This is a genomic window from Staphylococcus hyicus (assembly GCF_000816085.1).
GTDB classification, from domain to species: domain Bacteria; phylum Bacillota; class Bacilli; order Staphylococcales; family Staphylococcaceae; genus Staphylococcus; species Staphylococcus hyicus.
On the sequence record NZ_CP008747.1, the window covers coordinates 1,414,375 to 1,427,226 of the forward strand.

The 12,852-nt window shown below is 36.2% G+C and carries 12 protein-coding genes; 11 read left to right on the top strand and 1 reads right to left on the bottom strand.

Annotation, left to right across the window (positions count from 1 at the left end):
* The first annotated feature begins 7 nt into the window (after positions 1-7).
* The 9 genes from recN (at position 8) to SHYC_RS06820 (ending at position 9,931) form a co-directional block, all read left to right on the top strand.
* Positions 8-1,681: a DNA repair protein RecN gene (gene recN, locus SHYC_RS06780; protein WP_039645626.1), complete on the top strand. Its 1,674-nt coding sequence runs from the start codon at positions 8-10 to the stop codon at positions 1,679-1,681.
* 14 nt (positions 1,682-1,695) lie between these two features.
* Positions 1,696-2,598: a phosphate acyltransferase gene (locus SHYC_RS06785; protein WP_039645628.1), complete on the top strand. Its 903-nt coding sequence runs from the start codon at positions 1,696-1,698 to the stop codon at positions 2,596-2,598.
* Positions 2,599-2,650: 52 nt separating this feature from the next.
* Positions 2,651-3,709 (top strand): butyrate kinase, encoded by a 1,059-nt coding sequence (buk, locus tag SHYC_RS06790; RefSeq protein ID WP_039645630.1) that lies wholly within the window; start codon positions 2,651-2,653, stop codon positions 3,707-3,709.
* A 12-nt stretch (positions 3,710-3,721) separates the two neighbouring features.
* Positions 3,722-5,140, top strand: a complete 1,419-nt coding sequence (gene lpdA / locus SHYC_RS06795) for a dihydrolipoyl dehydrogenase (protein ID WP_039645632.1) — start codon at positions 3,722-3,724, stop codon at positions 5,138-5,140.
* 23 nt (positions 5,141-5,163) lie between these two features.
* On the top strand, positions 5,164-6,162 hold the full coding sequence (locus SHYC_RS06800; protein WP_039645634.1) for a thiamine pyrophosphate-dependent dehydrogenase E1 component subunit alpha: 999 nt from the start codon (positions 5,164-5,166) through the stop codon (positions 6,160-6,162).
* Positions 6,155-7,138: an alpha-ketoacid dehydrogenase subunit beta gene (locus tag SHYC_RS06805; protein WP_039645636.1), complete on the top strand. Its 984-nt coding sequence runs from the start codon at positions 6,155-6,157 to the stop codon at positions 7,136-7,138. The genes SHYC_RS06800 and SHYC_RS06805 overlap by 8 nt, the downstream gene beginning before the upstream one ends.
* An 11-nt stretch (positions 7,139-7,149) precedes the next feature.
* The gene (locus SHYC_RS06810) at positions 7,150-8,427 is read left to right on the top strand and encodes a dihydrolipoamide acetyltransferase family protein (RefSeq protein WP_039645638.1); all 1,278 of its coding nucleotides are present in this window, start codon (positions 7,150-7,152) and stop codon (positions 8,425-8,427) included.
* 77 nt (positions 8,428-8,504) lie between these two features.
* Positions 8,505-8,942 carry a bacilliredoxin BrxB gene (brxB, locus tag SHYC_RS06815; protein ID WP_039645640.1) on the top strand — a complete coding sequence of 146 codons (438 nt, stop codon included), beginning with the start codon at positions 8,505-8,507 and terminating at the stop codon, positions 8,940-8,942.
* Between the two features lie 11 nt (positions 8,943-8,953).
* Entirely contained in the window at positions 8,954-9,931 is a 978-nt protein-coding gene (locus SHYC_RS06820) for an aromatic acid exporter family protein (RefSeq protein ID WP_039645642.1), read from the top strand.
* Between the two features lie 50 nt (positions 9,932-9,981).
* On the opposite strand, the gene prli42 is transcribed toward SHYC_RS06820, so the two are convergent.
* On the bottom strand, positions 9,982-10,083 hold the full coding sequence (gene prli42 / locus SHYC_RS12295) for a stressosome-associated protein Prli42 (protein WP_158260806.1): 102 nt from the start codon (positions 10,081-10,083) through the stop codon (positions 9,982-9,984).
* A gap of 170 nt (positions 10,084-10,253) precedes the next feature.
* Here prli42 and SHYC_RS06825 point away from each other — a divergent pair, with 170 nt between their 5' ends.
* On the top strand, positions 10,254-11,366 hold the full coding sequence (locus tag SHYC_RS06825; protein WP_039645644.1) for a M20/M25/M40 family metallo-hydrolase: 1,113 nt from the start codon (positions 10,254-10,256) through the stop codon (positions 11,364-11,366).
* 77 nt (positions 11,367-11,443) lie between these two features.
* Positions 11,444-12,847, top strand: a complete 1,404-nt coding sequence (gene gndA / locus SHYC_RS06830) for an NADP-dependent phosphogluconate dehydrogenase (protein WP_039645646.1) — start codon at positions 11,444-11,446, stop codon at positions 12,845-12,847.
* Positions 12,848-12,852: the final 5 nt, after the last annotated feature.

Here is a 12,852-nt window from a genome sequence, read left to right on the forward strand (position 1 = left end):
AGATGATATGTTACAAAGTCTTTCAATTAAACAATTCGCGATAATAGATGAACTTGAAATTCAATTTGGTGAGGGTTTAACGGTATTAAGTGGTGAAACTGGTGCTGGTAAATCTATTATTATTGATGCCATTGGCCAATTGATAGGAATGCGTGCGTCATCAGATTTTGTGCGACATGGCGAAAAGAAAGCCATTATTGAAGGTGTTTTTGACATTGACAATGCGAAAGATGCACATTATGTTTTAGAAGACATTGGCATCGATTTATCCGAGGACTTTCTCATCGTCAAGCGTGAAATATTTAATTCTGGGAAAAGTATGTGTCGGATTAATAATACCACCGTCACACTTCAAGATTTACGTAAAGTGATGCAACAATTGTTAGACATTCACGGCCAACATGAGACACAATCTTTGTTAAAACAAAAATATCACATCGAACTTTTAGATCGTTATGCTGAAGGTACATATGAAGATGCTTTGCGTCAATATGACAAAACATTTGAACAACATAAGTCTAAATTAAAAGAACTTGAAGCACTTGAAAGCGCTGATCAAGCATTATTACAGCGATTGGACCTCATGAAATTTCAGTATGAAGAACTTAAAGATGCCCATTTACAAGAAGAAGAAATGGAACAGCTTGAAGCAGATATTAAACGCATTCAAAATTCGGAAAATCTGAGTCATGCTTTAAATGCTGCGTACACGACGTTAACAGATGAACATGCCATTACAGATCGCTTGTATGAGCTTAGTACACAATTACAGGCAATAGATCAAATACTTCCAAATACGTATATAAAACTTAAAGAAGATGTAGATCAATTTTATTACACATTAGAAGATGCAAAACATCAATTGTATGACGAAATTAACCAAACTGAATTTGACGAACAATATTTAAATGAGCTTGAATCTCGTATGAATCTTCTCAATAATTTAAAGCGTAAGTATGGTAAAGATATCCCTGACCTCATTGCTTATCAATTAAAAATAGAAGATGAAATTAATAAAATAGAAAATTACGAAGAGAGTACGTCACAATTAAGAAATGAAATTTCTGAGCTCTCAGAACAACTTCAAATTGACGGTAAGGTCTTATCTCAAGAGCGGCGTAAAGTCGCACGAACTTTAAGAGATCATATAGTAGATGAGATACAAAATTTACAAATGAAAGATGCAAATCTTGAAATCGCATTTACTTTGTATGAAACGCCTCAACAAGATGGCTTAGAACGTGTTGAATTTTTAATCAGCCCAAATAAAGGGGAGCCTCTAAAAAGCTTAAATAAAATTGCGAGTGGTGGGGAACTTTCTCGGATTATGCTCGCGCTAAAAAGTATTTTTGTGAATGCGAGAGGACAAACAGCAATTCTTTTTGATGAGGTGGATTCCGGTGTGTCTGGACAAGCCGCACAAAAAATGGCAGAAAAAATGAAACAAATTGCTTCGGTAATTCAAGTGATATGTATATCACATTTGCCCCAAGTTGCATCAATGAGCGATCATCACTTATATATTTCAAAACGTGAGAAAGACGATCGAACGACTACTCACGTAAAAGAATTAAAAGATGATGAACGTGTGGAAGAGGTAGCCCGAATGATTTCAGGTGCAACAGTTACTGAACTCACGTTGAAAAATGCAAAGGAAATGATTGAACAAAATCAACGATAAAGGGGTGTGTCACTTTGTCATTTTCGTCATTATTTCATAATACACATGACTTAAAAGGTAATATCGCAATTGTCAATGCAGTGAATGAATCTTCTGTTCAAGTTATTCAAGATGTATTGGCACAAACGAATGCCACGTTCACGTTATACAATACTCAGGATGTTTCAGAATTGATTCGATCATTTGAACTACCAGCCTCAATGTTGAAGCGTATTCACATCCATACTTTTGATGAAACACACGAAGCACTCGCAGCATGTTTAAAAGATTTAGATAACCACAAAGTTGATGTGTTAATGAAAGGATTAATACCTACAAACCAAATACTTTCAGCTGTACTTCGCCATTTACGTCATACAAATGGAAAACAATATTTTTTAAATCATATCGCTTGTTGTGATATCCCACAATATCACAAATTACTATTCATTTCTGATGTTGCTTTAAATATTCATCCTACAATAGAAGAACATCAAAAAATGATTAAAAATATTGCGCAATTCACAAAACAGTTGGGTTACACATCTTTAAAAGTAGCATTACTTTCATCCGTCGAAAGCGTTTCAGATAAAATACCATCGTCTGTTCAAGCTAATCAATTGAAGCAATTCTATAAGCAACAAGATGATAAGCATAATGTTATCGTTGATGGACCATTCGCTTTAGACAATGCCATTGACAAGCAAAGTGCGATGCTCAAAGGAATCACATCACCAGTTGCAGGAGATGCTGATGTGATTATTGTTCCCCAACTTGATGTTGGCAATGCTTTATATAAATCGTTAACTTATTTTGGACACGCTAAAGTTGCAAGTCTCATGATTGGTACACCTTATCCGATAGTTCTCACATCAAGAGCCGATTCAGTGGCCAATAAAACAAAATCTGTTTTACTTGCTTTAAAAACACTCGCGTGACCTGAATCTTTCAAGTCACATATCACTTAACAATCAAGAGAGGAAGGATACGATGGTCCGCATTTTAGTACTTAATTTAGGAAGTACGTCCAGTAAGTTAGCCATTTATGATGGCGAAAAAATGACGCACAAGACCAATTTAGTTCACGATGACAGTATCATACATTTGGATTTACTTAAACAAAAAGACTCACGCCAGTTATTTATTCAGCAATGGCTTACAGAGATTGAAGTTCCAATTTCTTCTATTGATGCAATCGCATGTAGAGGCGGATTGTTAAAGCCTATTGTAGGTGGAACATATACTGTCAACCGTGCATTATATAACGATTTAAAATCATTCCAGTATGGCGTACATGCGTCGAATTTAAGTGCAATTATAGGTTTTGAGTTAGGATCTTCGCAGCATATTCCTGTTTTCACCACTGATCCTGTAGTTGTTGATGAACTGATTGATGAAGTAAGAATTACAGGAATACCCGGTGTACAAAGAAAAAGTGTATTTCATGCTTTAAATCATAAAGCGACAGCACGTCAGTTTGCAAAAAACATTCAAAAAAGATACGAGGACTTGAATTTAATTATCATCCACATGGGTGGTGGCGTAAGTGTGGCTGCACACCAGAAAGGATTAGTTATAGATGTCAATGAAGCTCTATATGGCGAAGGTCCTATGGCTTTAAATCGTTCTGGTTCTGTACCAAATGATTCACTTATCGCATATCAAAATGATCATCTAATGGATACCAAACAAATGAAACGGTTGTTATCATCTCAAACGGGTTTACAAGCACATTTGGGTTCGTCCGACTTTAAATGGATAATGGATCAATATACTCAAGATACACACATTCAGCACATTGTTGATGCATTCGCCGTTCAAATTGCTAAAGCGATAGGTGAACGCGCCGCTGTATTAAAAGGACAAGTGGATCAAATTGTGTTTACTGGAGGAATGAGTCATAGTACGTTGTTCATTGAATTATTAAAACCATATATTGAATGGATATCACCAGTATCTGTGTATCCTGGTGAATTTGAAATGCATGCATTAGCTGAAAATGCATTTCAAGCTTTACATAAACAAATTCCTGTGAAGACTTATAGTTAGGAGAATCATACAATGACAAAAGAAAAATATGATTTAGTCGTTTTAGGTGGCGGTATTGCGGGTTATTCTGCTGCTATTCGTGCCAGTCAACTCGGCAAATCCGTTGCTTTAGTTGAAAAAGATAAAGTTGGCGGTACATGCTTACACCGTGGTTGTATCCCAACAAAATCATTTTTAAAATCAGCTGAAGTCTATCAATATATTCAAAATGCAGACCACTTTGGCCTAACCGTTGAAGGGGCAGCAGTGAACTTTAAAGGTATTTTAGAACGTAAATCACGAATTGTTGAAACGATGTACCGAGGCATTCAACACCTTGTAAAACAAAATAAAATTGATTTATTTCACGGTACTGGACGCCTGTTGGGAGCATCAATTTTCACACCACAAAGTGGGACAGTGTCAGTAGAATATGAAAATGGTGAGTCTGAACTACTTCCAAATGATTATGTGTTGATTGCTACCGGTTCTAAACCAATTGAGCTACCGATGCTTCCATTTGATCACAACGTCATTTTAAGTAGTAACGATATGATGGAAATAGCAGAATTACCTAAACGTATGGCAATTATTGGTGGCGGTGTCATAGGATTAGAGTTTGCTAGTCTTTTAAACACATTTGGTGTAGAAGTTACCATTATTGAAGCAGCTCAACGCATTTTAATCAATGAATCAGAGACGTTGAGTCGTCAAATGAAACAACAGTTGTCTAAACAAGGGATTACAATATTAGAAAACACTGCTGTCACAGAAGACATTGTAACAATTACTGATCATAATGTAACGTTTGATTTAGAAGATACTTTAACCGTAGATAAGGTGCTAGTCGCCGTTGGACGTCAAGCGATTACTGATGATTTAGGATTAAACAACACAAAAGTCATTTTAACTGATAAAAAAACAATTGAAACCAATACATTTATGCAAACCGCTGATCAACATATTTACGCAGCTGGAGATGTAATTGGACAACTTCAACTGGCACATGTTGCTGCTAAAGAAGGCGTCATTGCTGTAGAACATATGTTTAATGAAAACCCAGTGGGCATAGATTACGACCACATGCCACGTTGTATATACACGCATCCTGAAGTGGCTTCAATTGGGTTGACAGCAGAAGCAGCAAAAAATCAAGGATTCGAAACAAAAATCGTAAAAGCACCATTTAAAGCTAATGGAAAAGCGTTAATTGTTTCACAACACAATCCAGATGGCTTTGCTGAACTCGTATTCGATAAAGAGATACGAACGTTTTTAGGTGCCGCTCTGATAGGTCCGAACGTTACAGAACTTATTAATGAGTTATCGTTACTTAGCTTCATGGACGGATCCGCTTTAGAACTCGGAAATGCAACACATGCACATCCGTCAATATCTGAATTATTAATGGAACTTGGTTTGAAAGCTGAAAACCAATCCATTCACATCTAGTAACCTTTGAGGAGGAGAAGGCAATGAAAGATTATAGAGAAGCCAATCTCACAATAGAAGATTTAAAAAATATGTACGCAGCTATGGATTTAGGACGAAAATTAGATGAACGCATGTGGTTATTAAACCGTGCTGGTAAAATTCCTTTTGTCATTAGTTGCCAAGGACAAGAAGCAACACAAATTGGTGCAGCCTATGCGCTTGAAAAAGGTGATTATACCGCACCGTACTATCGTGACCTTGCATTTGTAACGTATTTAGGAATGACACCACTAGAAACAATGAATTCAGCGTTTGGGAAACGTGATGATATTAGTTCTGGTGGAAAGCAAATGCCTTCACATTTTAGTAAAAAAGAAGTAGGGATTATGTCGCAAGGCTCTTCTGTTGCAACACAAGTGTTACACGCCGTTGGTGCTGCTTTGTCACTAAAAATGGATGGCAAACAACAAATCTCATTAACATCTTTAGGTGAGGGAAGTTCTAACCAAGGAGACTTTCATGAAGGCCTCAATTTTGCTGGCGTGCACAAGTTACCATTCATTTGTTTAATTGAAAACAATAAATATGCAATTTCAGTATCTAAAGAATTGCAATATGGTGCTGAACAGCTTTCAGACCGTGCTAAAGGATATGGCATGTTTGGTGAAACTGTAGATGGTAACGATCCTATTGCTGTTTATCAGGCGGTGAAAACCGCACGAGAGCGTGGTGTCAAAGGTGAAGGTAGCACATTGATTGAAGCAATGTGTACGCGACTTACAGCACATTCATCTGATGACGATGATCGTTACCGAACTGACGATGAAAAAACTTTTAATAAAAAGCACGATTGTAATCTTCAATTCAAACAATATTTAATCGATGAAGCACATATTGACACAACTTGGTTTGAAGAAATAGAAAAAGAGAATAAACAACGTGTACACGAAGCAACAAAACAAGCTGAAGCATCACCTTACCCTGATCCTTCAGAGACATATACACATGTTTATGACCAGGAGGGTGAAAAAAATGCCTAAATTAACATACTTAGATGCGATTAAAAATGCTTTAGATTTAGCTCTTGAAAAAGACGATCAAACTTTTATTTTGGGTGAAGACGTAGGAAAAAAAGGTGGTGTGTTTGGCGTAACAGCCGGACTCCAAGAAAAGTATGGCTTATACCGTGTTTTAGATACACCTTTAGCTGAATCAAACATCGTCGGTTCCGCAATTGGTGCTGCGATGGTAGGTAAACGACCAATTGCCGAAATTCAATTTGCTGAATATATTTTACCTGCTACCAATCAAATTATGAGTGAAGCAGCGAAAATGCGTTACCGTTCGAATAACGATTGGAATGTGCCGCTAACCATTCGCGCACCTTTTGGCGGAGGTATTCATGGTGCGTTATATCATTCGCAAAGTATTGAAAGTGTGTTTGCATCTACGCCTGGATTAACAGTTGTCATCCCATCTACACCTTATGATGCTAAAGGATTGTTATTGTCAGCCATCAATTCAAATGATCCCGTGCTCTTCTTTGAACATAAGAAAGCATATCGTTTGTTAAAAGAAGAAGTTCCTGAAGACTATTATACTGTCCCTTTATATAAAGCAGATGTGAAACGCGAAGGTAGCGATATCACTGTATTCACATATGGTTTAGCAGTCAATTATTCACTTCAAGCTGCTGACCTTTTAGCAGAAGAAGGTATCGATGTCGAAGTAGTAGACTTAAGAACTGTTTATCCATTAGATCAAGAAACAATTATTGAACGAGCGAAAAAGACTGGAAAATGTTTACTTATTACTGAAGACAATAAAGAAGGTAGTATTATGTCAGAAGTTTCAGCAATTATTGCTGAAAACTGTCTGTTTGATTTAGATGCACCAATCATGCGTCTCGCTGGTCCAGATGTTCCTGCAATGCCTTTTGCGCCACCTTTAGAAGATGAGTTTATGATTAATCCTGAAAAAATCAAAAATAAAATGCGTGAACTCGCAACATTTTAAGGAGGACCATTATGGAAATTAAAATGCCTAAATTAGGTGAAAGTGTCCACGAAGGTACAATTGAACAGTGGCTAGTACAAGTTGGTGATACAGTTGAAGAATACGATCCATTGTGCGAAGTTATCACAGATAAAGTCACAGCAGAAGTGCCATCGTCATATGCAGGTAAAATCACTAAAATCAACGTTGAAGCCGGAGAAACCGTTTCTGTCGGTTCTGTCATTTGTGAGATGGAAGTAGAAGGAAGTACGGTCAATACAGATGCATCCTCACCTTCACCTGAAGAAACACATACCACTACACAACGAGAAAAACGGACAACATCGACAAAAGAAACACAGGCATCTATCACAAATCAGCCAAAAAATAATGGGCGTTTTTCTCCTGTAGTGTTTAAAATCGCATCTCAGCATAATGTTAATTTAGAGGATGTTCCTGGTACAGGTTTTGAGGGTCGGGTCACAAAAAAAGATATAGAAGCATTCATTACATCTGGTCATCTTCAATCAGCACCTCAAGTATCCGCTTCACCATCTGAAAAGCAACCAGTTTCTCAACACGTCACAAAAAATGAAACGGAAGCTGTCGAACAAGCGTCGGTTATTCCAGTAAAAGGTGTACGTAAACAAATTGCGAATAAAATGGTGCAAAGTGTTCATGAGATTCCACATGCATGGATGAAAATGGAAGTCGATGCAACTGAATTAACCAAGACGCGTAATCATTATAAAGGTCAATTTAAGACACAAGAAGGCTATAATTTAACATTTTTTGCCTTTTTCGTTAAAGCGGTCGCTGAAGCATTACATCACTATCCTATGTTAAATAGCTCATGGCAAAACGATGAAATTCATGTGCATAAAGAGATTAATTTATCAATTGCTGTAGCAGTTGAAGATAAATTATTTGTACCTGTCATTAAAAATGCAGATGAAAAATCAATAAAAGGCATTGCGAAAGAAATAGCTACCCTCGCTAAAAAAGCACGCCAAAATCAATTGACAAATGAAGATATGCAAGGTGGCACATTTACTGTAAATAACACTGGAAGTTTTGGTTCAGTAAGTTCAATGGGAATTATTAATCATCCTCAAGCTGCTATATTGCAAGTAGAATCTATCGTTAAACGCCCTGTAGTAATTAATGATATGATTGCCATTCGTGATATGGTCAACCTTTGTTTATCGATTGATCACCGTATACTAGATGGTTTACAGGCTGGACAATTTTTAAATGACGTAAAATCACGAATTGAACGTTACACACTTGAAAATACACAAATTTATTAAGCTCATTTCAAAAATTGATTTATTGAATTGAAGTTCTGGCTTTAGTACAATTAAATTATCTTAGGAGGTATGGTGATATGGATTTAAATTTCGATTTATATATGAATGATGTGTTAAAACAAGCACGTCAAGAAATGGAAAATGCTGGATATGAACAATTAACAACAGCAGAAGAGGTAGATAGCGTATTTTCAAAAGAGGGTACAACTTTAGTTATGATTAATTCTGTATGTGGTTGTGCGGGTGGCATTGCGCGTCCAGCAGCATCTCATGCGTTACATTATGATGCATTACCTGATCGTCTAGTCACTGTATTTGCAGGCCAAGATAAAGAGGCAACACAACGCGCGAGAGATTATTTTGAAGGTTATGCACCATCAAGTCCATCTTTCGCATTAATGAAAGATGGTAAAATTACCGAGATGATTGAACGTCACCAAATAGAAGGTCATGACGTTATGGATGTTATTACGCAATTACAACGATTATTTGATAAATATTGTGAAGAAAAGTAAGGAGCCGTTAAATGATACGTTTAAATCCCTATCGAATTGGATTTAGAACGATTAAAACAGCGGTCGGAATGGCACTAGGCGTTATTATTGCTAAGCTATTAGGTTTAGATAATTATGCATCTAGTGCTATTTTGGTTGTGTTATGTATCAAAGACACAAAAATGCATTCGGTACATGCCATTATATCGCGTTTTGTATCTTGTATAATCGCAATTGGATTTGGTGCATTAATCTTCCCGTTACTTGGCCAACACGCGCTCGTTTTAGGTCTTATTGTTCTATTATTTATACCACTTACCGTTGTTATAAATATGCAAGAGGGCGTTGTCACAAGTATCGTCATCTTATTACATTTTTTTAATGCAACTCACATCAATCTGGACTTAGTCATCAATGAGATCTTATTAATCATCATTGGGCTCACAATTGCATTTTTAATGAATGCCATTATGCCTAGTTTAGATAACGATTTAAAAAAATATAAGCACGATATTGAAAATCAGATTAAAGATATTTTCTATCAATATAGTAAAGCCTGTGCCACACATAATAACCAACTTAAAATCACGTTTCAACCGCTCAATCTTTCTATTCAAAAAGCGAAGTCAATTGCCTTTAGAGATGTTAAAAACCATTTTGTACGAAATGAAAATAGTTATTATCATTATTTTGACATGAGAGAAAATCAAGTTGAGATTTTAAAACGAATGTATCATCACATTCAACATATTGATGCTGATGATCCGATTTCACATCGTGTCGCAGACGTTTTTAAAGAAATGGCCGAAAATGTAAATGAAAATAACTATACTGCCCAACGCTTACATATGGTGTATCAAGTGAGGCTTGAAATTGATCAAGAGCCTTTACCTACAACACACGAAGCGTTACATACACGGTCAAGTATGATTCAGATGTTATATGATACAGAAGAGTATTTAACAATTAAATCTAAGTTCGGCAATTTAAAAATGCATCATGAAGTATAAAATATAAACACCTTCACTCAAACATCAGAGCGTGAAGGTGTTTATATTTATTACATACTTAAAATTGGTGCTACACCAGTTAAAATTAATGAAATGACAATCGCAACAAGCATCACAATCAGTAATACTTTTCTTACTTTTTCATTTAACACAACTTTTGCCTCCATACTGATACGTAGTTTAATATTCGTAAAGAAAATTATACCACTGTCAAAACACACATCTCAACACTATTTTTATTACAAAATATCGTCAAACAATCAATTTGCATTGTACTTTAAATACTATAAAATGAAGATAACGTTTATAGGGAGGGTGCTTTATGATAAATCAACAACGCTTAATACAAACATTTTTACAACTCGTTCAAATTGATTCAGAAACTGGTCGTGAAAATGAAATACAACCAATATTAAAAGAGAAATTTAAAGCGTTAGGACTTGATGTTAAAGAAGATAATGCCAAAGCTTTGACTCATTTTGGTGCTAATAATTTAATATGTACGTTAAAAGCAACAGATGAAAACCGCGATAAAATTTATTTCACATCTCATATGGATACCGTAGAACCAGGAAAGAATGTGAAACCAATAATCAAAGAAGATGGATATATATATTCTGACGGTACGACAGTACTCGGGGCAGATGATAAAGCAGGTTTAGCTGTTATTTTAGAAGTGCTTGAAGTGATTCAAACTAATGAAATCCCTCATGGACAACTCCAATTTGTAATCACAGTTGGCGAAGAATCTGGTTTAGTCGGTGCCAAAGTATTGGATGCCTCACTTCTAGATGCAGATTACGGTTATGCATTAGATGCTTCTGTGCCTGTTGGAGACATTACTATAGGTGCGCCATATCAAATGAAGATGCATGCAACGATTCATGGTAAAAAAGCACATGCCAGTACACCAAAAGAAGGAATTAGTGCGATTAATATTGCAGCAAAAGCTATCAGTCAAATGAAACTTGGACAAGTTGACAATGAAACGACTGCCAATATCGGTTCATTCAATGGTGGGGGACCAACAAATGTGGTCACCGATCTCGTACATATTTGGGCTGAAGCACGCTCACATTCAAAAGCAAAAATAGATGCCCAAACAGAGCACATGAAAGCAACCTTTATTGAAGCTGCGGAAAATTATGACGCAAGTGCTGAAGTGGAATCTGAGTTGTCTTACCCTGGTTTTAAAATAGATGAAGATGAAAAAGTCTATCAAGTCGCAAAAAAAGCATCATTAACATTAGGTTTTAATGCAAATTCCTCCATTGGTGGCGGAGGATCTGATGGGAATATTATAAATGGCTTTGGAATTCCAACAGTGATATTAGGTGTAGGCTACGAGTATATTCATACGACGAAAGAACGTATTTCGAAACAATCATTAGTTGACCTAGCGCGATATGTTTTGAAAATCATTGAAAACGCTTAAATAAAAGTCGTTAAGTGTTTATCGTTTCATAATATGGTACAATGAGGGCGTAATTTATATTGAGAGAGGTAATAATAATGACACAACAAATAGGTGTAGTAGGATTAGCGGTAATGGGTAAAAACCTGGCTTGGAATATTGAATCAAGAGGCTATACAGTATCTGTATATAACCGCTCATCTGAAAAAACAGACATCATGGTTGCAGAATCAGAAGGTAAAAACATTGTTCCAACCTATTCATTAGAAGAATTTGTAAATTCTTTAGAAAAACCACGTAAAATCTTACTTATGGTTAAAGCAGGTGTTGCAACTGATAAAACCATTGAAAGCCTTTTACCGTTATTAGATAACGACGATATTTTAATTGACGGTGGAAATACGAATTATTTAGATACAATGCGTCGTAATCAAGCGCTTGCACAAAGTGGCATTAACTTTATCGGTACGGGTGTATCCGGTGGAGAAGTTGGCGCATTAACAGGTCCTTCAATGATGCCAGGCGGTCAACGCGATGCTTATGATAAAGTGGCAGATATTTTTGAAGCAATTGCTGCAAAAGCACAAGACGGTACACCTTGTGTCACATACATTGGACCAAATGGTGCCGGCCATTATGTTAAAATGGTTCACAATGGTATTGAATATGCGGACATGCAGTTAATCGCTGAAAGTTATTTTATGATGAAATCACTTTTAGGCATGTCACATGAAGAAATCTCTGAAACATTCAAATCGTGGAATACTGGTGAATTAGAAAGCTATTTAATTGAAATCACTGGTGACATTTTCACTAAATTAGATGAATCTGGTGAACCTTTAGTTGAAAAAATTATGGATAAAGCTGGCCAAAAAGGAACAGGTAAATGGACGTCAATTAATGCATTAGAACTTGGCGCGCCGTTAACAATTATAACAGAGTCAGTATTCGCTCGTTTTATTTCATCTTTAAAAACACAACGCGTGCACGCATCTGAATCATTATCTGGTCCAAAAGCATCATTTAATGGTGATAAAGATGTCTTCTTAGAACAAATTCGACGCGCACTTTATATGAGTAAAATTTGTTGCTATGCACAAGGTTTTGATCAAATGAAAGCCGCAAGTGAAGAAAATGAATGGCACTTACAATTAGGTGAATTAGCAATGATTTGGAGAGAAGGCTGTATCATTAGAGCACAATTCCTTCAAAAAATTAAAGATGCTTATGACAAAGATAGCAACTTACAAAATTTATTATTAGATGACTATTTCAAATCAATCGTCAATGAATATCAAGATGCATTACGCGTAGTTGTAGCAACTGGGGTTCAAAATGGCATTGCAATCCCTGGGTTTGCATCGAGTATCAATTACTTTGATAGTTATCGAACAGCTGATTTACCCGCTAACCTTATTCAAGCACAACGTGATTATTTCGGTGCACACACATATGAACGCAAAGATAAAGCGGGCGTTTTCCATACTCAATGGACAGAATAATAACC